Origin of the sequence: Sulfuriroseicoccus oceanibius, assembly GCF_010681825.2 — a bacterium.
Lineage (GTDB): Bacteria > Verrucomicrobiota > Verrucomicrobiia > Verrucomicrobiales > SLCJ01 > Sulfuriroseicoccus > Sulfuriroseicoccus oceanibius.
Window position 1 is genome coordinate 2,489,609 of sequence record NZ_CP066776.1, and the last position, 23,428, is coordinate 2,513,036.

General features: G+C 60.8%; 19 protein-coding genes. 15 read left to right on the forward strand and 4 right to left on the reverse strand.

The window, feature by feature from the left end; all coding sequences use genetic code 11:
* Positions 1–857: 857 nt before the first annotated feature.
* From G3M56_RS10070 to G3M56_RS10125, 12 genes are all read left to right on the forward strand, one after another.
* A complete protein-coding gene (locus tag G3M56_RS10070) occupies positions 858–2,120 on the forward strand; it encodes a hydroxymethylglutaryl-CoA reductase (RefSeq protein WP_235203381.1) in 1,263 nt (420 codons plus the stop codon).
* Positions 2,121–2,153: 33 nt separating this feature from the next.
* On the forward strand, positions 2,154–3,083 hold the full coding sequence (locus tag G3M56_RS10075; RefSeq protein WP_164362341.1) for a UbiA family prenyltransferase: 930 nt from the start codon (positions 2,154–2,156) through the stop codon (positions 3,081–3,083).
* Between the two features lie 63 nt (positions 3,084–3,146).
* Positions 3,147–5,600, forward strand: a complete 2,454-nt coding sequence (locus G3M56_RS10080) for a PEP/pyruvate-binding domain-containing protein (protein WP_164362340.1) — start codon at positions 3,147–3,149, stop codon at positions 5,598–5,600.
* The gene (locus G3M56_RS10085) at positions 5,597–6,700 is read left to right on the forward strand and encodes a BtaA family protein (protein WP_164362337.1); all 1,104 of its coding nucleotides are present in this window, start codon (positions 5,597–5,599) and stop codon (positions 6,698–6,700) included. Before G3M56_RS10080 ends, G3M56_RS10085 begins: the two co-directional genes overlap by 4 nt.
* A gap of 935 nt (positions 6,701–7,635) precedes the next feature.
* The gene (locus G3M56_RS10090) at positions 7,636–8,967 is read left to right on the forward strand and encodes a diacylglycerol/polyprenol kinase family protein (RefSeq protein WP_164362335.1); all 1,332 of its coding nucleotides are present in this window, start codon (positions 7,636–7,638) and stop codon (positions 8,965–8,967) included.
* Positions 8,968–9,283: 316 nt separating this feature from the next.
* Complete coding sequence (locus G3M56_RS10095) at positions 9,284–10,234, forward strand: GNAT family N-acetyltransferase (RefSeq protein WP_164362334.1); 951 nt, start codon at positions 9,284–9,286, stop codon at positions 10,232–10,234.
* A 12-nt stretch (positions 10,235–10,246) separates the two neighbouring features.
* The gene (locus tag G3M56_RS10100; protein WP_164362333.1) at positions 10,247–11,785 is read left to right on the forward strand and encodes an AMP-binding protein; all 1,539 of its coding nucleotides are present in this window, start codon (positions 10,247–10,249) and stop codon (positions 11,783–11,785) included.
* A gap of 751 nt (positions 11,786–12,536) precedes the next feature.
* Positions 12,537–13,496 (forward strand): MotA/TolQ/ExbB proton channel family protein, encoded by a 960-nt coding sequence (locus G3M56_RS10105; protein WP_164362332.1) that lies wholly within the window; start codon positions 12,537–12,539, stop codon positions 13,494–13,496.
* Between the two features lie 45 nt (positions 13,497–13,541).
* Positions 13,542–13,952 (forward strand): ExbD/TolR family protein, encoded by a 411-nt coding sequence (locus G3M56_RS10110; protein ID WP_164362331.1) that lies wholly within the window; start codon positions 13,542–13,544, stop codon positions 13,950–13,952.
* Positions 13,953–14,003: 51 nt separating this feature from the next.
* Complete coding sequence (locus G3M56_RS10115; protein WP_164362330.1) at positions 14,004–15,002, forward strand: TonB family protein; 999 nt, start codon at positions 14,004–14,006, stop codon at positions 15,000–15,002.
* Positions 15,003–15,093: 91 nt separating this feature from the next.
* Positions 15,094–16,266: a PD40 domain-containing protein gene (locus G3M56_RS10120; protein WP_164362329.1), complete on the forward strand. Its 1,173-nt coding sequence runs from the start codon at positions 15,094–15,096 to the stop codon at positions 16,264–16,266.
* Positions 16,267–16,316: 50 nt separating this feature from the next.
* Positions 16,317–16,838 carry an OmpA family protein gene (locus G3M56_RS10125; protein WP_164362328.1) on the forward strand — a complete coding sequence of 174 codons (522 nt, stop codon included), beginning with the start codon at positions 16,317–16,319 and terminating at the stop codon, positions 16,836–16,838.
* Positions 16,839–17,291: 453 nt separating this feature from the next.
* Here the strand turns inward: G3M56_RS10125 and trpD are convergent, their stop codons facing one another.
* On the reverse strand, positions 17,292–18,350 hold the full coding sequence (gene trpD / locus G3M56_RS10130; protein WP_164362327.1) for an anthranilate phosphoribosyltransferase: 1,059 nt from the start codon (positions 18,348–18,350) through the stop codon (positions 17,292–17,294).
* 135 nt (positions 18,351–18,485) lie between these two features.
* Between trpD and G3M56_RS10135 the strand changes: the two genes are divergently transcribed.
* On the forward strand, positions 18,486–19,028 hold the full coding sequence (locus tag G3M56_RS10135; RefSeq protein ID WP_164362326.1) for a YqgE/AlgH family protein: 543 nt from the start codon (positions 18,486–18,488) through the stop codon (positions 19,026–19,028).
* 388 nt (positions 19,029–19,416) lie between these two features.
* Here the strand turns inward: G3M56_RS10135 and tdh are convergent, their stop codons facing one another.
* Entirely contained in the window at positions 19,417–20,451 is a 1,035-nt protein-coding gene (gene tdh, locus G3M56_RS10140; RefSeq protein ID WP_164362324.1) for an L-threonine 3-dehydrogenase, read from the reverse strand.
* A gap of 153 nt (positions 20,452–20,604) precedes the next feature.
* On the reverse strand, positions 20,605–21,201 hold the full coding sequence (locus G3M56_RS10145; protein WP_164362323.1) for a hypothetical protein: 597 nt from the start codon (positions 21,199–21,201) through the stop codon (positions 20,605–20,607).
* An 82-nt stretch (positions 21,202–21,283) separates the two neighbouring features.
* Between G3M56_RS10145 and G3M56_RS10150 the strand changes: the two genes are divergently transcribed.
* The gene (locus G3M56_RS10150; protein ID WP_164362320.1) at positions 21,284–21,901 is read left to right on the forward strand and encodes a 5-formyltetrahydrofolate cyclo-ligase; all 618 of its coding nucleotides are present in this window, start codon (positions 21,284–21,286) and stop codon (positions 21,899–21,901) included.
* Positions 21,902–22,089: 188 nt separating this feature from the next.
* Here the strand turns inward: G3M56_RS10150 and G3M56_RS10155 are convergent, their stop codons facing one another.
* On the reverse strand, positions 22,090–22,467 hold the full coding sequence (locus G3M56_RS10155; RefSeq protein WP_164362318.1) for an ApaG domain-containing protein: 378 nt from the start codon (positions 22,465–22,467) through the stop codon (positions 22,090–22,092).
* Positions 22,468–22,548: 81 nt separating this feature from the next.
* Between G3M56_RS10155 and thiD the strand changes: the two genes are divergently transcribed.
* Positions 22,549–23,391, forward strand: a complete 843-nt coding sequence (gene thiD, locus G3M56_RS10160; protein ID WP_164362316.1) for a bifunctional hydroxymethylpyrimidine kinase/phosphomethylpyrimidine kinase — start codon at positions 22,549–22,551, stop codon at positions 23,389–23,391.
* Positions 23,392–23,428 lie beyond the last annotated feature (37 nt).

Sequence of the window (23,428 nt, forward strand, 5' to 3'; positions counted from 1 at the left end):
GGCCACTGCGCAACTGGAAAGCGCAATCAGATGCATCGGCCGGATTCCCACTCACAATCAACGAATCCGCCTGTAATAGACGGGTGAAAGCATCCCACCTTCTCTGCTGGAGCATCCATCGAGGATAGAGGAAGCGATCGAGAAATGGACGGAGCCCAACGCTTCAACGGCAAGAGTGCCGTTGCTCCAGCGGGGGATGGTGGTCGCACGGGGTGCGATGGAGCGACCACCCTCCTGAATTCGAAGGGGATGGCGACCTCGACAATAAGCCTGCCCTCCCTCAAAACATCTCCGATCCAGGAATCTGCGGCAACCGCTTGGCTCACGCCCTCGCCTCATACTCTCTACGGGCTCTTTGCCCTGAATGATGGCCTGAATCCTGCAGGACAGCGCCCTCCCTCATGACGGCAGGAATGCCGTCCCTCCAGCGCTGCGCATGCCTTGGACGGCAATCATGAACATGTTGTGAATCCAGTCTAAACCCGCACTACGAATGATCCCCATTCTGCGCCTTGGCATATCTGCGTGAGCTCAGCTTTAGAGAAGCTGCCGCGAAGTGGACGGAGCCCAACGATTCAACGGCAGGAGTGCCGTTGCTCCAGCGGGGAATGGTGGCCGCACGGGTTGCGATGGAGCGACCACACTCCTGTGGTCGAGGGGGGATGGAGCCATCCCTTTTAACGGCTGGAATGCGTCCCTCCAGCGCTGCGCATGCCTGATTCCGGTAATCATGACCATCTTGTGAATCCTGTCTAAAAACAGACCTCCCCTGCGTCTTTGCCGAGCATTGCCTGCAAAAACTCCTAGCAGGCCGATAATTTCTATCCAAACACCCGCATCCTTTGCATCATCGCGCCATGTCCGGAAAGCGCTCATTGATCAACCACCACATGCGGCAACTGCTCGACCAACATTCGGTCGATGAGTTTTCCCAACGGCTCCAACTCGACACCGAAGACCTGCCGCGTGCGCTCCCCGCCACCGCAAAATGCACCGCTGGGCGCGCGGACAAGCTGTGGACCCGACTCAATGCCCCGGAAGCCGTGCGCGAGACCTTGCTCGACCCCACCACCCGCGACCAGATCGAGTCCTATTCCGGCAACATAGAAAACTGCATCGGCTCGGTGAACGTGCCGGTTGGTGTGGTCGGGCCGCTGCGCGTGCGTGGGTTCTTCGCCCACGGCGACTACCCCGTCCCACTCGCCACCAGCGAGGCGGCACTGGTGGCCAGCTACCATCGCGGTGCACGATTGATCAGCGCTGCCGGAGGGGCCCGCTCCGTGTTGCTCAATCAGGCGGTCACGAGATCGCCCGCCTTTGCGTTCCGCGACATGATCGAAGCCGGCCGCTTCATCGCCTGGATCAGCGAACAGTTCGACCACCTGTGCGCTCGCGCCAACGCCACCACCTCACACGGCGAGCTACTGGACATGAGCATCACCGCCGAGGGCAACCACGTGTACCTCAACTTCGAGTTCAGCACCGGCGACGCCTCGGGCCAGAACATGGTCACCATCGCCACCCAGCACGCGTTTGAATACATCCTCGAGCACAGCCCGATCGCCCCCCAGGAGGCCTATGTCGAAGGCAACCTCTCCGGCGACAAAAAGGCCAGCGCCCAAGCGTTCACCACCGTCCGCGGGAAAAAGGTCAGCGCTGAGGTCATCATCCCCGCCGACCTGCTGGAAAAACACGTCCACGCCACACCGCAACAACTCGTGGACTACTGGCGCATGTCGGCGGTAGGTGGCGTACTCAGCGGTACCATTGGCGTGCACGGGCACTTCGCCAATGGGCTCGCGGCCCTTTATATTGCCACCGGTCAGGACGCCGCGTGCGTTGCCGAGTCCGCCGTGGGGGTCACCCGCTTCGAGACCACCGACGACGGATCACTCTACGCCGCTGTGACACTGCCGGGCATCATGGTCGGAACTGTGGGTGGTGGAACGGGGCTTCCGTCACAGCGGGCGTGCCTTGAGTTGATGGGACTGAGCGGGGCAGGAAAATCCGGAGCCCTCGCCGAGGTCACCGGTGCTTTGTTGTTAGGCGGAGAAATCTCCATCATCGCAGCACTCGCGGCCGGGCACTTCACCCGAGCCCACCGCAAGTTGGCCAGATAACCACCACCTGCTGCAGCATCGCTTTCCCGATCCATGGAATCCACCGCATCAAACGAATCCGCGCTCTCGTTCCCACGACGCTTCTGGCGCTACCAGTCCGAGCGCTTTCCATTGGTTCAACACAGCCCGTTGGTTGCCGCGTTCAGCGCGTGTGCCGTCATCTTCCCCACTCTGCTGGCCGACGCCGTACTGCCCGGTTGGGAAGCATTCGCCGGTGCGTTTATCGTCTGCCTGTGGTTCTTCTTCCAACTGCGCATTGCAGACGAATTCAAAGACAACGAAGAGGACACGCAGTTCCGCCCCTACCGTCCGGTTCCCCGCGGGCTGATCAAGTTGCGCGAGCTGGGCATACTCTTTGTTATTGGCGCGCTGATCCAAGCCGCGGTGGCTTGGTATCTGGCGCCGGCATTGCTGATCATTCTCGCCATTGCCTGGGCCTACCTCGCGCTGATGAGCGTCGAGTTCTTCGCCGGCGACTGGCTCAAAGCGCGCCCCATCACTTATCTGTGGACGCACATGCTCATCATGCCGCTGGTCGATCTGTTTGCCACCGCGTGTTACTGGCTTCCGGCGGGCAGCCACCCTGGGCTGCCATTGGTGGCATTCCTCGCAGCAAGCTTCGCCAATGGCCTGGTGATCGAAGTCGGCCGCAAGTGCCGCCAACCCGACGACGAAGAGGATGGCGTACCAACCTACAGCAAACTCTGGGGCCGCGACCGCTCGGTGACGGTGTGGCTCGGCTGTCAGATCGCAACCGGGGCATTTGCAATTCTAGCAGCCCTTGCCGCCGGCACAGTGTGGCTGGTCGCAGCCGTGCTCGGTGCCGCGTTCGCCTACTCGCTGGTCCAACGCCGACGCTTCATCAATGGCCACCACGGCAAATGCATCGAAACCGCCTCCGGCATCTGGACACTCGCCCTCTACCTCGCACTCGGACCACTGAGCTGGCTGCTAGTCAGGTAGCCCTTCTATAACCAGCGGGCACCACCTAAAACGTAAAAACCTCACCACCTAAAACCTCACCCGATGTCCATCATCCCCTTTAGCCACGAGCTGGCGACTGATCCTGCGGTTGTCGGAGGAAAATCCGCGGCGCTCGCACGGCTCACCGCTGCCGGGCTTCCGGTTCCTGCTGGTTTTTCCGTTCCTAACGACGACGCCCCAACGACCGCCGAGCTCCAACACGCCGTCGATTCACTGGGAGGCTCACTTTTCGCCGTCCGCTCATCGGCCACCGAGGAAGATGGAGCCAACCACTCATTCGCCGGCCAATTTGATTCATTTCTCGAACTGAGCGCCGACCAGGTAGCCAAGCATGTCGAGAAAGTGCGGGCATCCGCCAGCGCTCCGGCGATCCAACAATACGCCAAAGAACACGCCCTGCCCGCCCCATCGGTCCCTGCCGTCTTGGTCCAACGCATGATCCCCGCCGAGTTCGCAGGTGTGGCTTTCAGCGCCGACCCGGTTTCCGGCCGCCGCTCGGTCGTCGTCATCAGCGCGGTCACGGGCACGGGAGAGAAGCTCGTTTCCGGTGATGTCGACGGCGAAACCTGGACCTGTGACCATGGCGGCCACATCCTCAGCCAGCCGGAAAAACCGGAGCTCTCCGCAGCGCAGGCCGGCAGGGTGGCGCGGCTTGCCATTGCTTGCGCCGAATACTTCGAGCACCCGCAGGATATCGAATGGGCGATCGTGGGCGACGACGTTTTCCTGCTCCAAAGCCGGCCGATCACCACACTCGGCGCACTCCCCGACCCGGACGAACCTCTCACCATCTGGGACAACAGCAACATCGCCGAAAGCTATAGCGGACTCACGTTACCACTCACCTTCAGCTTCGCCCGCCGCGCGTACGAACACGTCTACCGCGAGTTCTGTAAAATCCTCAGTGTTCCGGAAAGCCGCATCGAAGCGCACGACGACGTCTTCCCGAAGATGCTCGGACAGTTCCGCGGCCAGGTTTACTACAATCTGGTGAGCTGGTACCGGGTGCTGGCAATGCTTCCCGGCTATCAGGTCAACCGCCGGTTCATGGAGCAGATGATGGGCGTCAAAGAACCGCTGCCCGATGAAATCTCGGAGCGCATCGCGGCGGAAATGAAGTCGTCAAAAGCGGCCGACACCATCGCCCTGTCCCGCACGCTGGCAGCTCTGGTCTGGCGCCGCATCCGCCTCGGCGGCACCATCGACCGCTTCAACCATCGCCTCGAAGCGGCGCTGAGGGAAGAAACACCGGTCGCCGAGATGACAGGTCCGCAGCTCGTTGCCCACTACCGCGATCTGGAACGTCAGTTGCTCAAACAGTGGGATGCTCCGCTGATCAACGATTTCTTCGCCATGATCATCCACGGCGTGCTCCGGGCCACAGCGATCAAATGGCTGGGCGATGAATCCCACGCCAACGAACTGGTCAGCGGATGCCGCGACATCGTCAGCGCCGAGCCGCCGCGCCGCATCGCTGAAATGGCCACCATTGCCCGCACCAACCACGCGCTGGCAAAAACGCTCGCGGATCCTGACATCCCAGCGGCCACCAGGCTGAATGCCCTGCGGCAAAACCACCAACTGGGTGAGCTTTTCACCAGCTACCTTGATAAGTTCGGCGACCGCTGCCTCGGTGAGCTGAAGCTCGAAAGCCCGACCGTCGCCGACGATCCGGCAGCGCTGCTCCAATCCATCGGCGCGATGGCTCTGCGCCCACCGGCACCAGCTGATGCCGCTCCACCCGAATCCACGGATGAGCAAACATTCAAACAAATCCGCTCACCGCTGAAGCGCTGGATGTTCCGCCGCATCGTCAACGAAGCCCGCGACCGCGTGCAAGACCGCGAGAACCTGCGCTTCGAGCGCACCCGGTTGTTTGGACGTGTGCGCAAAATTGCCAAAGCGCTGGGAAGACATCTAGCCACCGACGGCCTCCTCGACTCCGCGGACGACGCATTCCATCTGGATCTCGCCACGTTGCTAGGGGTTTACGAAGGCACCCACGAGGCATCGCAGCTGCGCGACAGTGTAGAGGCTAGCAAACAGTGCTTCGCGCGCCATGCGGCGGCGCCCCCACCGCCGGACCGCTTCACCACCCGTGGTGCCATGCACCGGCATGCCGATGTTCAGGAAAGCGCGCCGGCCGCAGCCTGCGACGGTGATGCGCTCCAAGGGCTGGGCGCGTGCCGCGGCGTGGTGCGTGGCAAAGTCCGCGTAGTCATCGACCCGACCGACGCCCGCCTCGAGCCCGGCGAAATCCTCGTCGCCCGCCAGACCGATCCGGGTTGGGTCGTGCTCTTTCCCTCGGCCAGCGGCCTGTTGGTCGAGCGCGGCAGCTTGCTCTCGCACTCCGCCATTGTCGCCCGCGAACTGAACCTCCCCTGCGTCGTCTCGCTGAGCCACATCACCCGCACGCTGCAAACCGGCGACGAAGTGGAGATGGACGGTAGCACCGGATCCGTACGCATTCTAACCCAAGCCAACTCCCCCTCATGACGCGCAGTGAAGTTCAATCGCGCACCCGTTTCGACCTCGTGCGCTACGCCAACACATGGGAGGATGCCGACATCCTGGTCGAGGCCCTTGCTCCCGGGAACCGGCACTGCCTAAGCATCGGCTCGGCGGGTGACAACTCGTTCTCCCTCCTCGCCGCGGGTGCCGCATCGGTCACGGCCGTCGAAATGAACCCGACGCAGGTCGCATGCATTGAGTTGCGCAAGGCCGCCTACCACCGCCTCGATCACGCTGGGTTCCTCGCCCTGCTCGGTCACCGCGAATGCCCCGATCGCAGCGCGCTCTACCAACAGTGCTCTCCTGACCTTAGCGCATCATCCCGCGACTACTGGGACAGCCAACCGGAAACGATCGCAGCAGGCTTCGCCACCGTGGGCAAGTTCGAGTCCTACTTCCGCATCTTCCGTACCCGCGTGTTGCCACTGGCGCATTCAAAACGCCGTGTCGCCCGTTTGTTGGAGCCGAAGGAGGCCACGGAACGCGCCCGATTCTACGATGATGAATGGAACACATGGCGCTGGCGGGCGGTGTTCCACCTCTTCTTTTCGCGCCAGGTCATGGGGATGCTGGGGCGCTCGCCGGCATTCTTCAAGTACGTCGAAGGCAGCGTCGCCGACCGCATCCTCGAACGAACCGAGCACGCCCTGCGCGAACTGGATCCCTCCTGCAACCCCTACCTCCACTACATCCTCAGCGGCAGCTACCCCGACCACGCCCTGCCCCACGCGCTGCGGCCGGAGAACTTCGAGCGCATCCGCTCACGGCTCGACGACTTCCACATCGTCAACGCACCCATCGAACAGATCCTGACCACCAGCGACCAACCATTCGATGCATTCAACCTGAGCGACATCTTCGAATACATGTCGGAGGAGAACTACCACGCTCTGCTCGCCCAACTGGTCGCCAATTCCTCACCGGACGCGCGGCTCGCCTATTGGAACATGCTCGCCCCACGCTCGCGCCCCGAGTCGATGGCCGGCCAACTCGTCCCACTCACCGAGCTCGCCCAACGCCTCCACCTTGAGGACAAGGCATTCTTCTACTCACGCTTCGTGGTGGAATCGGTGACTGGGGATTAGCCGAGCAACTAGGATCCGATTCGCAACTCTCGGTAAACCGCACCTTCGGCGCGAGGTCACGGCGTCGGTCAATCCAGCGGATGAATCCGCTGGCTAACCAGTAAGCCATCGCTACGCGATGAACCCAGGATCGCCTACGCAAGCCCCCCGCAGGATCCTGCGCCGACACCAGACCGCGCCGGATGTGCATCCCAACGATCCATTCCTCGCGTTGCGGTTCAACACCTTGCCGTCGGCGCTAACCACAGACAAACGCAAGCCCCCCCACCGCAGGATCCAGACCCGACATCAGACCGCGCCGGAGGCGCATCCCAACGATCCATTCCTCGCGTTGCGGCTCAACACCTTGCCATCGGCGCTAACCACCGACCAACGCACGCCCCCCACCGCAGGATCCAGACCCGACATCAGACCGCGCCGGAGGCGCATCCCAACGATCCATTCCTCGCGTTGCGGTTCAACACCTTGCCGTCGGCGCTAACCACAGACCAACGCAAGCCCCCCCACCGCAGGATCCAGACCCGACATCAGACCGCGCCGGAGGCGCATCCCAACACAGCCCTTGGCAACGCCATGGGGATCACCGCCCCGCCATTCTGAGCCCTGCAAGGGCGGCATAACAATGCGTCAAAGGAGACGGAGGCGTATTAGTGAGCAATCGTCTTCGATCACGCTTCGTCCCCCACGCCAGACGCGGACGCCTATCAGCATACCTCTGACGTTCCAATGTGCGGAACGCACATCTCATACAACCTTGGTGTCAGCGAGCCTCAGGCGAGTGCCCCCGTAGGCACCCCTGCCTCCCTGTGCCTCACCGCCACGTCACCGAGATCCGCAAAAAACCATCGCAAGGCAGTCGCGAAAATCATGTCACTCATGTTAATCCTGTCAAAACCCACCCGCGCCTAAAGCTGGTGCCACAATACGAGTCCACCATGCCCACCGCGATTTTCATCCCACTCGCCCTGCTCACCGTGGGCATCCTGCTCGGCGTCTCGTCGCTGCTGCTCAAGCTGCACATGGTTTCCGCGGAGATGGCGCGCAAAATCGTCCACATCGGCATGGGCCTGGTTTGCCTGGGCTTTCCATTGCTGGAAGTATCTACCACAGCGGTGGTTCTGCTCACGTTCATCGCATCCGCAGTGTTGTTACTCATCCGATTGACCAAAGCGAGCAATCCATTTGCCTCCGCCCTCTTTAGTGTGGACCGCAGTTCCTCCGGTGAGCTGCTCTTTCCGATTGCCGTGGCCTGGGTCTATGCGGCAAGTGCCGGCAACACCGTGCTCTACATCATCCCCGTGCTGGTGCTCACCCTCAGCGACGCCGCGGGAGCCTTGGTAGGAACACGTTACGGAGCGGAAAAATACCAATGCTCCAACGGCACGAAATCGGTCGAGGGGTCGGCTACTTTCTTCCTCGTCACCTTCCTCGCCATTCACATCCCGCTGTTATTGCTCTCCGACACCGGACGCCCCGAATGCCTGCTCATCGCGTTAGTCATCAGCGGCTTCATCACCGCGGTCGAAGGCATGTCGGGCAAAGGCACGGACAACATCCTGGTCCCCATTGGCACGTACTTCCTGCTCGATCGTTATCTCCCCATGGGCAGCGCCGAGCTGATCGGCCGTGGGCTGGCGCTCGGTGCGATTTTGCTCATCCTTCTCGCCACCCGCAAAATGACCACGCTCAATGGCGGCGCCATGTTGGCAGCCTTGCTTTACGGGTTCGGCGCACTCCACTTGGGCGGCGTGGTTCCGCTCGTCTCACTGCTTCTGCTTTTCGCACTTCACGTCGCCACCAGTGGCAAGCTCAAGAAGGCAGACTACCACAAGCCCACTCGCCACACCTCAAACCAGATCGTCGCGCTGGCGCTGCCCGCACTCGGCTGGCTGCTCACCGCCCGCTCCGGGGTGATCGCCCCGACCTGGGGACCACTCGGGTTCTGCCTCACCACCGCCTTCCAGGCCGGACTCCTCCACATCGGCATCCTGGCGCCGGACACCAACCTGAGAAAACCGCCGCTCAGCGTCATCCTCAAATCACTCATCGTGGCGGCACCAATGCTCCATATCGTCGAACCGCTGACCTTCGGCTCGCTGATGCTATTGGTCGCAGGGGCGGCCTGGGGCTGCGCCGTTCTCTTCCGTGCGTGGCGTTTGCCCATGCAACCGGACGACCCGCTAAACGGCTGGGTCAAACTCACCCTGGTCGCCACCACCGCCTCCATCGCCGTCTATCTCGTCGCCCAGCTACCCGTAGCGATCTAACAGAATTCGAGCCATCTAAGGTTCCAGAAAAGAAGCGAAAACATTCGGCGTCCGCAGCACGCGCTACCTCCACCATCCCTCGACCTGATACTCTGGCATCCAGACCATCTGCGGTTCCCCAAAAAACGAACACACTCGGCGTCCGCAGCACGCTCGTTTCCCGACTACCTCCCCCTCTGCGTCTTCGCGTCTCTGCGTGAGCCCTCATTCCGCCTGATCCATCACCGACAAAAATCATGTCCATCACGGGAATCCTGTCTAAAGGTACCCTCGCCCTATCGCTCTCGGCTAAATCGCTCCAATTAGTTCCCCAGCCATGATCATCACCCGCCCATCGCACCCCAACCCATCGCACTCCGCACTTACCGCGTTTCGCACCGGCGCGTCCATCTGGACCTCGTTCGGCGAAGCCGGTGCCGCCCTTTGGTTCGACTCGCTGCCCGCTCACGATGGTCTGCCGGTGGTCGCTCTGGGCAACGCCATGCTCCCGGACTCGGCACAGTCCCACGAGTTCCTCCAAAACCTCACCGACTTCGTAGCTGAGGAAATGAAGCGCGACTGCCTGTTGGTCGGACCAATGAATGGCAACACATGGATGCCCCACCGACTCGTCGTTGAGTCCAATGGCCGCCCACCCTTCATGATGGAGCCGATGCCGCCGTCGCACTGGCAGGGATTGTTCCGCGCCGCAGGATTCGAGGAACTTTCGCGCTACTCGTCAGGCTTGATCGACCTCAACTCTGCTGCCGCTTTCGCCACCGACTTCACCAGCGTGCGCGACCGTCTCAAGCAGTCCGACGTTACCATCCGCCCGGTCGATCCATCCCGGTTCGAAGATGAACTGCACGCCCTTCACGGCCTGTGCCTGACCGCATTCGCCAACAACTTCCTCTACACCGACATCGACGAAGCCACCTTCCTGCAGCTCTACCTAAAGGCCCGCGCCGTGATCGATCCCGAGTTGGTCCTCATCGCCGAACGCGAGGGCAAACCTGTCGGCTTCGTCTTCACCCTCCCCGACCCGAGCGCCCCGGACGACCAAGCGACCCTCGTCGTGAAAACGCTCGCCGTCGCACCCGAGCGCGACCTCCGCGGCCTCGGCTCGGTACTCGTCGACGACGTCCAGCGCCAAGCCAAAGCAAATGGAATGGCACTCGCCATCCACGCCCTCCAACACGAGAACAACCAATCCCTGCGCGTCAGCCAACGCTTCGGCGCCGAGATCTTCCGCCGATATGCATTGATGGCGAAGAAGATAACGGTCTAGGATGACCGCCGCATGAACCTAACGCAGCACCTCACCCGCCACGCCGCGGAGCGACCAGACCAAGCGGCGATCATCGATTACGTATCCGGCCGCCCGCGTTCCATCAGCTTCGGCGATCTGGAGCAGCAGGTGAATGGTGGAGCCGAGGCACTGCTGCGCTCGGGATTGCGCAGTGGCGACCGGGTGGTGGTTTTCCACCCCATCGCCATCGAGCTGTATGTTTTTCTGCTGGCGGCAATGCGCGCCAATCTGGCGGTCGTGCTGATCGACCCGGCCAATGGACGCGATTTCGTCAACCGCTGCGTCCATCGTGTGATGCCCTCGGCATTCTTCGGATCCGGCAAAGCGCACCTGCTGCGCATCGGCTGCCCGGCATTGCGTACCATCCGCCGCAACTGGCACAGTTCGGGAGTAGTGCCATTTTCCAAACGCTGGAAACCGAGCCCGTCCAACCAAGCCCCCACCCTGAACACACCGGGCACGCCCCCGGCCTTGATCACCTTCACCAGTGGAGGCACCGGCGAACCGAAGGCGGCCAGCCGCACCCACGACTTCCTATTGGCACAACACCGCGAGCTCTCCACGGCTCTGGAACATGAAGCCGGGGCCGTAGAGCTGGTTACCTTGCCAGTGTTCACCCTGGCCAATCTGGCATCCGGCATGACTTCGGTGATCGCCAACACCGACCTCCGCCACCCTGGTGCCGCCGATGCAGCCGCCATTGCCAAGCAGTGCGAACGCCACGCGATCACACGCTGCGTGGCATCCCCCGCGTTCTTCCAACGTCTCATTGCGAGCGACTGCTGGCCCGGATTCCAACACATCCACACCGGCGGGGCTCCAGTCTTCCCGCCTCTGCTTGACGCGATCGCCGAACGCGGCACCGATGCTTGGGTCGTCTACGGGTCCACCGAGGCCGAACCCATTTCTGACCAACAATGGAGTACGGTTAGCAAAGCAGACCGCGAACGCATCACGAACGGCTACGGCATTCCGGTCGGCCGCCCATCCGCCGGCACGGAGCTGCGCATCCTCATCGACCAAACAGGCACTCCACTGATCGACCTCACTCCGGAGGAACTCGACCGCCTCACCCTGGCACCCGGCCATTGCGGTGAAATCATCGTCAGCGGCGACCATGTGCTCTCCGGCTACCTCGACCGCCACGGCGACGACCTCAACAAAATCCACATCGGCTCGACGACCTGGCACCGCACCGGCGACGCCGGCATCATCGACGAATCCGGCAGACTCTGGCTACGCGGCCGCTGCAGCGCCCTGCTAGAAGACAAACCCGGCGAGACCGACGTGCTCTACCCATTCCAGATCGAAGCCGCCGCCCACACACTCGCTCCGCAGATTACCCGCTGCGCAGCCATCGACCACAACAGCCAGCGCCTCCTCATCATCGAAGGCACCATCCCCGAGAACCTCGAGCAACAACTCGCATGGGCCAAGCTCGACGCCATCCGATCCCGCCCAAAAATCCCCGTCGACAAACGCCACAACGCCAAGATCGATTATCCGAGGTTGGTGGAGGTGTTAGGGTGAGATCGCTCCCCCTGCCCGACGGAAGAAATGCGGTGCCACCAGCGCTTCGTGAGAGCGTGCGGAGTCGAGTGGATCCGTGCCCCCATTCCCGGGATCATCGAGCGGACGGACCTCCGCACTGTTAAGGTTCCTGAAAGGAACCCGGATCAAAGCCCAATGGCTTTAGCCTTGGGAACCCTAGGCACGATCTATTATCCACCCTGCAAGGGTGGCGGAAAACATAGCTTAACCCACGACTTCCAGCATCCATATCAGGATACGATTCGCATTTCTTCGTCTTCCCCTAGGGATGAATCCCTAGGCTTCGTTACGAGCTCCCTTCAGGAGCAATTTCCCCGAACATGATCCTCTGCTCTTTGGGATCTTAGAGACTTTGCGTGAGCCTATTGCCGGCTCCGCCTCCGATCGAAAGCAGTGATTCTCACTGCACTCCCAAACTCGGCATCTCGGATGCGGATCTTCATCTACGAAATCTGCGCAATCTGCGGATCCCCCCCCTCATCTTGCCCATCTGCGGACTACTCCAAGACTCACACGGCTTAGGGGCGATTGTGATTCTCACTGCACTCCCAAAACTCCGCATCTCGGAGCGGGAATACCCCTGTGAAATCGGCGTGATCTGCGGACTTCCCTCTGCGTCTCAGCGTCTCTGCGTGAATTCTCCTCCGCCGTGCAGCCAGACTCCGTGGGGATTCGCATTGCCATGGCGGATTATCTAGGATTTATTAACCATTCCCGCATCACCCTGCCCATGACCATTGCATCGCCTATCCTCGCCTCGAACGGATTTCAGTACGCCATTGAGCAATCGTCGGTCGCCGGGGTGCTGGTTTGTGTAGCTCTGGGCGTCTTGTCGGTGATCGCCTGGACAGTGATGATCACCAAGTTCATCACCCTGCGCCGAGCAGAAGAGGAAAACCAAAAGTTCCTCGAAACCTTCCGCACCGCTGGCAGTCCGTTGGAGCCCTTTGAAAAACAAGTCCAACCCAAAGGAGCGCCGCTCTTCAGCGTTTATGCCGCGGGGTGCCGTGAACTTTGCATCCACCTGCTGGGATCAGCCGAGCGCGACGAGTTGTTTGGCGCGCGCGTACGGAGTGCCGAGCGCATCACACCGAGCCAGATGGAAGGCATCCGCACAGCAATGGACCGCGCGGTGGGCGAAATGGCATTGCGTTTGGAATCCCGGATGAACTTCCTGGCCACCGCAGTCTCGGGCGCACCATTCCTCGGTCTGCTCGGCACGGTTTGGGGCGTGATGGACACATTCTCCGGCATTGCGGATGCTGGTGGCGGGGCCTCGCTGGCTGAAATGGCGCCGGGCGTGAGTGCCGCGCTGGTAACAACCGTCATCGGCCTGTTGGTCGCGATCCCGGCGATGTTCGGGTACAACTACTTGATCAACCACATCAAGTCGATGGTGATGAGCCTCGACCATTATGCCGCCGAACTACAGACCCGGTTTGAGCGTCGCTACGTGGACTACGGGCGCAAGCTCGACTCTGAAATCGCAGCGATTGCTCCAGATCCGACCGATGTTCCGGTTGCCCAAGTTGCCGCCCGCAGGACAAAATCGCGCAAGACCGCTGCTCCACCGCATCAGCCGTCCAGCTCCGCATCAGAAACCCCGTCAACGGAGCCGGAGGAGCCCGAGGACGACTTCCTCAACTTGGGTGTAGGCGACGACGATCCAGACGCCCGACACTCCGGCTAACGAGACGCCTCTAGGTAAAACCTCCATCAGAACACCCTCTGATTCATGCGCAAACGCACCAGAGAATTCGGTACGCTCAGCGAGCTCAACATCACCCCGTTGCTCGACTTGGCATTCGTGTTGCTGATCATTTTCATGATCACCGCGCCACTATTGGGCAATAAAGCGGATTTGATCATTCCGACCTCCACCGCCAACCGGGAATCCCTGCCACCGGATCGGGTGCATGTGGTGACCTTGGCTCAGGATGGCAGCATCGACGTCAATGGCGACCCGACAAACCGGGAATCGTTGCCTGACGTGCTCAGCGCGCTGGCTGCCACCGATCCGGGTATTGCCGTCGTGATCCAGGCCGACCACCGGCTCTCGGTTCAACCGGTAGTCGAGGTGATGGACGCGCTGGCTGCAGTCAACATCACCAAAGTCGCGCTGGTCACGAAGCCTAGCACGGATTAGCCCCACCCACCGATGACCCGCAGGCTCGTCGATTGAATCCCTCCCCGCCCCATGCGCAACAAACCGACCACAGCTCCCCGCCGACGCCCGGAAGGCGATGGCTTCAAGCGCTGGCTGACCATCATTCTGGTGGTGCATTTACTGGCACTTGCCGTTGTTTTTGTGCGTCTCAACAGCGGCCAACCGGCGACCGATGACCAACCGGTCACGATCACCAAGCCATTACCTGATCCGGACTCCCAGATCCGTTTCTTCGAGCTGGCAGCCAACGCAACCCAGCGGCTCCCAAGCCTCCCCAATACACGGGAAAACGGCCACAGTAGCGAGATCGTCCTACCTTCGGAGCAACAGGTTGCCGAACTCAAACGCCGCCACGAGGAAGAGGTCGAACGCCGACGCCAGGCCGAACAAGCTCTTGAACGGATCCGTCGTGAACGGGAAACCGCCGAACGAGAACTAGCAGAGCGCAAAGCCCGCGAAGAACGCGAACGAATCGCCGCCCGCAAGCGTGAGGAATTGCGCAAAAAGCAAGAGGCCGAGCGCCAACGCAAACTCGCCGAAGAACGCAAACGGAAGGCCGAACAAGCTCGCATCGCCAAAGCAAAACGCGACGCCGAGCGCAGGAAAGCGGCTGCGGCCGCAGCCAAGGCAAGAGCCGACGCGGAAGCCAAGCGCGTCGCCGCAGCCAATGCGAAAAAGCGCGCTGCCTCCAGTGGCTCCGGAGGCGGCAGAGGATCCGGCAATGGCCACCTGCCCGCTCCGGACATGGGGTGGTATAACAACGAAGTGCTTGGTCCGGCTTTCTACGCGGCTTGGCAACAACCCGCCGGCCCAGAGTTCACGGGCAGTAAGTTCTCCGTCACCGCCAAGATTGTCGTGCGCAAGGACGGACGAGTCATCAGCGCCGAAATCACCCGCCCATCCGGGAACCCAACCGTGGACGCCAGCGTCCGGCGCGCGCTCGACCACGTCAAACAACTCGCGCCGCTACCACGAGGGTACCGCAGCAGCAGTTATACCGAATCACTGACATTCGCCCTCGACTCGTGACCCACAATTTCTGAATGATGTCTGTGGTCCGCGCACGTAGTGGGCCCATCTACCAATTTCTGATATCAACTGCTGTCCCCATTTCAGATCCATGCCGCGCCCCCCTCTTCTCATCCGTAGTTTCCGTGCCGTTACCTTGGTGGTACTGTCGCTGCTAATGGTCGCACTTCCCGATGCCGACGCACAGGTTGTGATCAAGAAGAGCAGCCAGATCAACGTCGATGTCGAACGCTTTGGGGGACCCAATGGAAGTTCAGCGGCAGCAGTGGTTCAGCAGGACTTGAAGGCCACACCGGGGTTCCGGTTGGCGAAAGTTGCGGGATCGACTTGGACGGTGAAGGGCGTGGTGCAAGACAATGCGCTGCAAGGCTCGTTGATCGACCCGACCGGCCGCGCGCGTTTCAGCCGCCGCTACACCGCGCCATCCCTGGCCACCGCCGCCCATCAGCTCAGCGGCGACGTCATTTACGAGATCACCGGAACGCGCGGGCTCCCCGGTAGCAAGATTGTATTCTCTGGCAGCGCGGGGCGCGGGCGCGAAATCTTCATCTGCGACTGGGACGGTAAGAACCTCAAGCAGCTCACGAGCGATGGCTCGCTCGCGGTCTCCCCAGCAATTTCTCCGGATGGACGCAAAGTAGCATTCACCAGCTACCGCAGTGGATACCCCGACGTTTGGGTGCTCGACCTACCGACCGCACGCCGCCAGCGCGCATACAATTCACCGGGCACCAACACCGGCGCAGCCTTCTCACCAGACGGACGCCGCATCGCCCTGACGATGAGTTTCAGCGGTAACCCGGAACTTTACGTCGGACCTGCAACCGGAGGACGCGCCCGCCAACTCACAAAAACCATCGAAGTGGAATCCTCACCATCGTGGTCACCCGACGGCCGCCAAGTGGCCTACGTCACCAGCCGCGGTGCCGGCCCGCGCATCGCGATTGTCAGTGCGGGCGGTGGCCGACCGAAGATCCTCAACACAGGCCATGGCTACAACACCGAGCCAAGCTGGTCGCCAGATGGCAAGCAGATTGCCTTCAACGTCCGCGGCTCGGGGGGCATGCAAATTGCAGTCTATGAAATCTCAACCGGCCGCACCCGGATCGTCGGCAGTGGCGAAGCTCCCCACTGGGGACCGGACTCACAGCACGTTGTTGCAACCAAAGGCGGCGACCTCGTTTTGATCAACACCGCCGATGGCTCCACCCGCACCATCGTCAAGGGACGGCGCGCCAAGGAACCATCCTGGACTATTCGCTAACCCCACCGGACTCACTATCATCTCCCTGACCCGCTAATCTCACTTCTGTCATGAACGCACGCACCCTCCTCGCCGCCGCAGTCGCACTGGCTATCATTCCACTCACATCGTGCCAGCAAACCCGCACCGATGACTTCGCTGCGGATCCTAACTTCGACAGCTCGGCCTACGAGGACTTTGCCAATGTCACGCCGCTACCGCAGCGCGACAGCTCGATTTCGTTTTACGGTCCCGGCAGCGAACGCTTGGACAAGAGCATGTTTGGCCCGGTCTACTTCGACTACGACAGCTACGCCATCAAACCGACCGAGGGGGCGAAACTCGAGCAGATGGCCACACGTCTCCGCTCGAACCGCAAGCGCTTGATCATCGCCGGCCACACCGATGCCTCGGGCACTTCTGAATACAACCGCGCACTCGGCGAACGCCGCGCCCAAGCAGTCCGCTCGACCCTGCTTGCCATGGGCGTCGCCTCCAACCGCATGCAAACCGTCAGCTTCGGAGAAGACGCCCCCGCCCAACCAGGCAACGCCAGCGCCAACCGCCGCGCCGAGTTCGGGGCGTACGATTAAACCTGTTCGCTGAGGGGGGCTCACGAGGCACCACCTCCATCCGAAGGACGGCGCCGCGCAGTGATCTCACGCCCGCTTCGCTCAAGACGCAGAGACGCGAAGAAGTATAAGTAGGAACCGAGACTCCAACTCGACACGCAGCTCCGCGCTTGCGCAAAATCAACCTAATCTGCGAAATCTGCGGATAACAAAACAACCCTCCGCAGATCATTCACCGCAGCAGAGCGCAGCGAAAACACAGCTCCCGAACTCATCCACAGGACGGCGCCGCTCAGTGATCTCACGCCCGCTTCGCTCAAGACGCAGAGACGCTAAGGTGTTATAAGTAGAATCCCGGTTCTCCTCCTCACAGCGCCGCCCCGCGCTTGCCCAAAATCAACCTAATCTGCGAAATCTGCGGATAACAAAACCAACCCTCCGCAGATTATTCACCGCACCAGAGCGCAGCGAACACTAAGCATTGGTCGCATCGATGAGTGCCTTGAGGCGCTGGACGGCTTTTCCGCTATCGAGCGATTCATTGGCCCGATCGAGCGCTTGCTCCATCGATTCACAAACGCCGGCAGCACAAAGGCCTGCCGCAGCATTGGCCACCGCCATGCGTCGTGGTGCACCGCGTTCGTCACCCGACAAAATTGCTTTGGTGATCTGTGCGTTCTCTCGCGCGGTTCCACCTACCAACTGTTCGAGGCCATCGGCATCCACGCCCCCCACCTCGGCGGCGGCCAGCACCGACCGGGTGATTGGCTGCCCTGACACCACGCGGGCAACTTGAGTTTCTCCCAGAATTGACACCTCGTCCATACCTTGGCCCTCTCCGGTCGTGCCATGCACCACCCAGCCCGACTTGCGGCCGAGTGCCTTCATGATCTCAGCGAACTGATCGACCATCGCAGCATCGTAAACGCCGATAAGCTGGTGATCCGGCTTCACGGGATTCAAGTGTGGCCCGAGCAAATTAAAGACCGTGCGCACACCGCGGGCCGCCAACTCCTTGCGGACAGGTACCACTGCGGCAAACGCAGGATGATAGACTGGCGCGAACAAGAAGCCAATTTTGGCCTGCTTGAGTGCCTCGGCAAACTGCGACGGAGCCAGGTCGATCTTCACCCCCAGAGCATCCAACAAATCAGCACCACCTGACTTCGACGTCACCGCACGGTTAGCGTGCTTGACCGGAACCACGCCGGCACCTGCGAGGATGAACATGGCAGTGCTCGAGACATTAAAAAGGTTCAGCTTGTCCCCTCCGGTTCCGACAATATCGAAAAGCGGCTCCTCAAAATCCGAAGCGTCCACCTGCGGATCGACCGCATGACGCAAGAACGCGCGCACGAAAGCTTCAATCTCGGCGGTGGATTCTCCCTTTGCCGCCAGGGCTTCAAGAAATGCCAGGCGATCGGCATCCGCAGTGTCTTGGGCGATCAACGCATCTGCACACAGGGTGACGAGATCCACGGGCAAATCCTGACCAACACGCAGGGAATCGACAGCAGAGGTGAGAATATTCATGGCGCGCACCTTAGCAGTGGTCATGAAATCAGCGCAACGCGATTGTTTGCCAAAGATCCGCTCCATGGCGTATCATGGAAAAGAATCGATTTTTGCCCCGAAGCCTCCCCCATGCACCAGGATCCCACACCCCCATTGACCGAAAAATCACCACTCGAAGGACAACTGCTCGTGGCCACTCCCGTCCTGCGTGACCCTCATTTTTTCCACAGTGTGATCTATCTGAGCGACCACGACGACGATGGGGCACACGGGTTGGTGCTCAACATGCCGGTTGAATCCTCCGTCAGAGAGCTGCTGCGCGGCCAGGAATTCGACGCACTCAGCGACGTCCCCGTCTACCGAGGCGGCCCGGTCAACCAGGACAAACTCACCTTCGCCAAGCTCGACTGGGACAACAGCAAACAGAGCTTCACTTTCGAGAACCACCTGTCCTCGACCGCTGCCACGGAAGCCTTCCAGAAGGGCGAAGACGTGCGCGCATTCGTGGGTTATTCCGGCTGGACCGCCGGCCAGCTGGAAAACGAACTTGAGGAGAACGCGTGGGTAACCCACCCGCCGATCGCTGCAGTTTCGTTCACCGATGCCACCCCGCAGTTGTGGTCAACCGTTCTGCGCTCGATGGGGCCATTCTACGAACTACTGACCACCACGCCGCGCCGCCCCGAGCTCAACTAACGAGCTCCGGTAAAGGTAAACCGCACCTCCGGCGCGCATCTAATTGTGGCGTCCCCCTGAGGTTGAAACCTCAGGCTAGCCGGTCAGCTATCGCTCCGCGATGATGACGGCCACGCGCCGCGCATCCCACAATTGGTCGAGAACCGGAGGATCGCTGTTGTGCAAGCCCCCCCCGTCGCGACGCGACGACTTACCGGCTAGCCTGCGGTTTCAACCGCAGGAATAGCACCCAATCCATCCCGCGTCCCGTAGGGACGGCTTACCCCGGCTTACCGTTTGCCGAATGATCCCGGCTACGATCAAGACGACCTTCCCCCCGCTCAAAAAAAAATCGGCGGCAGAGCGAAATGCCCTACCGCCGATATACAAAAACGGTTCAGATCAGACCTTACTTCTGCTCGGTCCAGTCGAGCACAACCTTGCCGGACTGGCCGGAAAGCATCGCATCGAAGCCCTTCTTGAAGTCGGTGTAGTGGAAGCGATGCGTGATCACGTCCTGCACGTTGAGGCCGCTGAGCACCATCGAGCTCATTTTGTACCAGGTCTCGTACATTTCGCGTCCGTAGATCCCCTTGAGTTCAAGGCCCTTGAAGATCACCTTGTCCCAATCGATCGCCACTTTTTCCGGGAAGATTCCGAGCAACGAGATCTTGGCACCGTTGGACGAGTACTCAAGCAAGTCATTGAGACCGCTTGGGTGACCGGACATTTCCAAGCCCACATCGAAGCCTTCGCGCATGCCGAGCTCTTTCATCACGTCGTCGAGCTTCTCCTCGGCCACGTTGACCACTCGGGTGGCGCCCAACTTCTTGGCCAACTCGAGGCGGTATGGGTTCACGTCGGTAACCACCACGTTGTGCGCACCAGCCTGGCGGCAGACGGCAGCAGCCATGCAGCCGATCGGGCCGGCTCCGGTGATCAGCACGTCTTCAGCAACGAGATCCCAGCTGAGTGCGGTGTGCACGGCATTCCCGAGTGGGTCGAAAAGCGACACGATATCCGGGTCGATGCCTTCAGGGATCTTGTAAACGTTGGTAGCAGGAATCGAAAGGTACTCGGCGAATGCGCCGGTACGGTTCACGCCGACGCCCTTGGTGTTCGGGCAGAGGTGACGGCGACCAGCGAGGCAGTTACGGCAGCGGCCGCAAACGATGTGCCCTTCTCCGGAGACGATGTCGCCCACTTTGACGTCGGTCACGCCGGCTCCGACCTCTGCGACTTCACCGCAGAACTCGTGTCCGACGGTCATGCCGACGGGGATGGTTTTCTGAGCCCACTGGTCCCATTTCCAGATGTGGACGTCGGTACCACAGATAGAGGTTTTGTTGATCTTAATCAGCACGTCCATTGGCCCGACTTCGGGCATTGGGACGTCTTCGAGCCAGAGGCCTTCGGCCGCCTCTTTTTTAACCAGAGCTTTCATAGCGGAGTTGTCAGAGTTCAGGGTGAGCCAGCACCATCATTGCGCGCACACGATACGCAAGCGCAATCCACCCATTCGGCAGGAAATTTAGCCGTATTATAGTCTCGAAACCAGAGCTCAGAAACCCGTCATACAGAACTCCGCACCAAGCACTTATTCAGCCCGCCCGATCTTCGCCCAATCCGGAGCGTGGCCATCCATGCGCAGCAATTCCAAGCCGAAAATCGCGTCCTCATTCTGCGGGTCCAGCGCCACCGCCAGATCCAGCAAACAACCGGCAAGGTGGATATTCTCCGCGCCGCCCTCATCCAGCAATCGCGTCGCCCGCATCTGCATCAACGAAGCCAACGTGCGAGGCTGGACCTCCGGCTTATAATGCTTGGCCACCAGTCCCTTCTTAAGCTGATGGTTGATCACGATCGTCGCCTTGGTCCGTGGCGAGAGCTCGACGGCGAGCGCCATCAAGCGGTTGACCAGAGGCATCATCGCTTCGGCCTTCTTCGCATCCACTTGAAGCTCCCCGTCATCGGAGAGCGCAGACTCGCGCAACAGCTGGTTCGCCGTCGCCGCTAGATTACGCGAATACTCCTCGCGCTCGGCCATGATCATCCCCAGGCCCTCAGCCGAAAACACCTCACCATTCTGCTCCGGTACGATGTAACCAAATCCATCGTCTCCTGCCCGCAATGGGTTCACCGCGCAGATCAGCGCGGCGCAGAGTAGTGTCAGCCATCGATTCATCTTCATCATATCGTGCATCATGCCCAGAAGCGTCAATCCCGGATCCGGCTTGCATGTTGTGCGGAGAAAAACCATTCTCGGCAACTCTGAAATGAACGAAAAAATGGCGCACCCCACCGACATCCGCAACTCCAAGGCCCTCCTCCGCCGGGAAATTAAGTCGCGCCTGGCCGGCACCACCGATGCCGAACTGGAGCGCCAGGACGGTGAGATCGCATGCCAGATTGTTGGAATCCTGAACACAGCCCAGACGGCCCAGACCGTTTTAATGTTCTCGCCCATCCGTTTCGAGCCTCAGATCGCATCGGCTTTCGATCATTGCCTCAACGGAGGCCACCAGCTTGTCCTCCCGCGCATCACCGACGCCGCATCCGGCGCCATGAACCTCCTGCGGGTCGATGCACTCGACACCATGGTCAACGGCCCATTCGGCATCACCGAACCAGACCCCGACTTTTGCCCACCAGTCGACGCGGGATCCATCGACCTCGCCTTCATCCCGGGCTGGGCATTCAACCCACAGTCCGGCGCACGCCTCGGCAAGGGCGGCGGCTTCTACGATCGCCTGCTCGCCAACCCAAACTTCCGCGCCCGCACCATCGGTGTCGCCTACTCCGACCAACTCGTCCCCGACCTCCCCATCGAAGCCCACGACCACCCAATGGATGCGGTGCTGTCACCGGAGGGTTTAGTTGAGGTTGAGAAGTAGGATTCGCCCTTGAGCCCTCATTTCCAGCTTCTCCCAGTGATCTCTGCTCCATAAAGGAGAACGGACCTTAACAGAAGCCAACGCACACGTTCGGAGTTCCCTTCAGCACCGACATTCTACGACGCGTTCTCGTCGCTTAACGCCCCCCTTGAATCAAAGGCAGTGCTTCTCACTGCACTCCAAGCTCCCTAACCTGGCACGTTCATTTTGAACTCGGGAATGCGGACGCAGACCGGTTCGCCGTTGTCCAGCCTGCCGAAATAAGCGCCGCTGGCAATGCTGTTGGCAGCAACCGTGTGGTAGGAATTGTAGGAAAAGACCTCCTCGGGGGAGATGCGCGGCTTTTGGCCAATGATCCCATCGCCCTCGACCACGGTCCGCTCACCGCTCTCCGAGGTGACCACCCATTTTCTACCAAGAAATGTCACCGCCTCCTCTCCTTCGTTGCGGATAGCGATGATGTACACGAATGGATAGGGCTGATCGAGGGGGGCCTCCAACGACGGCATGAACACGACGTCGCGCACCTCCACTTTTACAAAATCGATTTCACGGATAGCAGCCACAACAGTATCGTAATGATCAGTACGCCAATTCTGACCGACAGGCGATACTTTGCAGGATCCACGAATCACCTAATAAACGCAATGAAAGAATCACCTGCCACCTCACAACCAGCCTTCACTGCTCCCCCCGTCGCCCTGACCATCGCGGGCTCTGATTGTTCCGGGGGCGCCGGAATCCAGGCGGATCTGAAGACCTTTCAATTGCTCGGTGTCCATGGAACCAGCGCACTGACTTGCGCGGTGTCCGAATGTCCGGGCATCGTCGAATCGATCGAGGCGCTGCCACCTGAGTTCACCGCGTCCCAAGCCGCATTGATTTTGAAACACTATCCGGTCGGAGCCATCAAGACCGGCATGCTTTTAAGCCCGGCACACATCGAGGCGCTGCTTCCTTTGTTATCCGAACGCCCGGCTCCACTCGTCGTGGACCCTGTGATGATCGCCTCCAGTGGCGACGCCCTGGTAGAGCTCGACGCGGTCGAATTGATCAGCAACAAGCTGTGCCAACTGGCCACCTTAATCACACCCAACCTTCACGAACTCGCAGCGCTCACTGGTACACCTCTTGCCACCGATGAAGAATCCGCCACCGCCGCTGCCAAACAACTGACGGAAACCTCGGGCGCCGCGGTGCTCGCCAAGGGTGGACACTTCGACAACTCCGACGAAGCCACCGACCTGCTGGTTCTCACCGGGGGCAGCGTTATCCGCTTCACCGGCCGCCGTATTGATGGCGTGTCCACGCACGGCACGGGTTGCACATTGTCCGCAGCCATCGCCGCCGGACTCGCCCACGGGTTACCGGTTCAGGAAGCGGTAGCGAAAGGCAAGAAAGTCATTAGCACCGCCATCCGCACCAGCCACCGATGGCAAGATGGCGAGAATGAACTGCAAGCACTGAACCTGCTCGCATCCCATCATTGAACCCGTGCGGCACGCCTCGAGACGGCAGCCACAAACC

Bases quoted from the DNA above. Each gene is read 5' to 3' on its own strand.
- G3M56_RS10070 (WP_235203381.1), top strand. From the start codon at position 858: ATGTCCGGAAAGCGCTCATTGATCAACCACCACATGCGGCAACTGCTC.
- G3M56_RS10075 (WP_164362341.1), top strand. From the start codon at position 2,154: ATGGAATCCACCGCATCAAACGAATCCGCGCTCTCGTTCCCACGACGC.
- G3M56_RS10080 (WP_164362340.1), top strand. From the start codon at position 3,147: ATGTCCATCATCCCCTTTAGCCACGAGCTGGCGACTGATCCTGCGGTT.
- G3M56_RS10085 (WP_164362337.1), top strand. From the start codon at position 5,597: ATGACGCGCAGTGAAGTTCAATCGCGCACCCGTTTCGACCTCGTGCGC.
- G3M56_RS10090 (WP_164362335.1), top strand. From the start codon at position 7,636: ATGCCCACCGCGATTTTCATCCCACTCGCCCTGCTCACCGTGGGCATC.
- G3M56_RS10095 (WP_164362334.1), top strand. From the start codon at position 9,284: ATGATCATCACCCGCCCATCGCACCCCAACCCATCGCACTCCGCACTT.
- G3M56_RS10100 (WP_164362333.1), top strand. From the start codon at position 10,247: ATGAACCTAACGCAGCACCTCACCCGCCACGCCGCGGAGCGACCAGAC.
- G3M56_RS10105 (WP_164362332.1), top strand. From the start codon at position 12,537: ATGACCATTGCATCGCCTATCCTCGCCTCGAACGGATTTCAGTACGCC.
- G3M56_RS10110 (WP_164362331.1), top strand. From the start codon at position 13,542: ATGCGCAAACGCACCAGAGAATTCGGTACGCTCAGCGAGCTCAACATC.
- G3M56_RS10115 (WP_164362330.1), top strand. From the start codon at position 14,004: ATGCGCAACAAACCGACCACAGCTCCCCGCCGACGCCCGGAAGGCGAT.
- G3M56_RS10120 (WP_164362329.1), top strand. From the start codon at position 15,094: ATGCCGCGCCCCCCTCTTCTCATCCGTAGTTTCCGTGCCGTTACCTTG.
- G3M56_RS10125 (WP_164362328.1), top strand. From the start codon at position 16,317: ATGAACGCACGCACCCTCCTCGCCGCCGCAGTCGCACTGGCTATCATT.
- trpD (WP_164362327.1), bottom strand. From the start codon at position 18,350: ATGAATATTCTCACCTCTGCTGTCGATTCCCTGCGTGTTGGTCAGGAT.
- tdh (WP_164362324.1), bottom strand. From the start codon at position 20,451: ATGAAAGCTCTGGTTAAAAAAGAGGCGGCCGAAGGCCTCTGGCTCGAA.
- G3M56_RS10145 (WP_164362323.1), bottom strand. From the start codon at position 21,201: ATGATGAAGATGAATCGATGGCTGACACTACTCTGCGCCGCGCTGATC.
- G3M56_RS10150 (WP_164362320.1), top strand. From the start codon at position 21,284: ATGAACGAAAAAATGGCGCACCCCACCGACATCCGCAACTCCAAGGCC.
- thiD (WP_164362316.1), top strand. From the start codon at position 22,549: ATGAAAGAATCACCTGCCACCTCACAACCAGCCTTCACTGCTCCCCCC.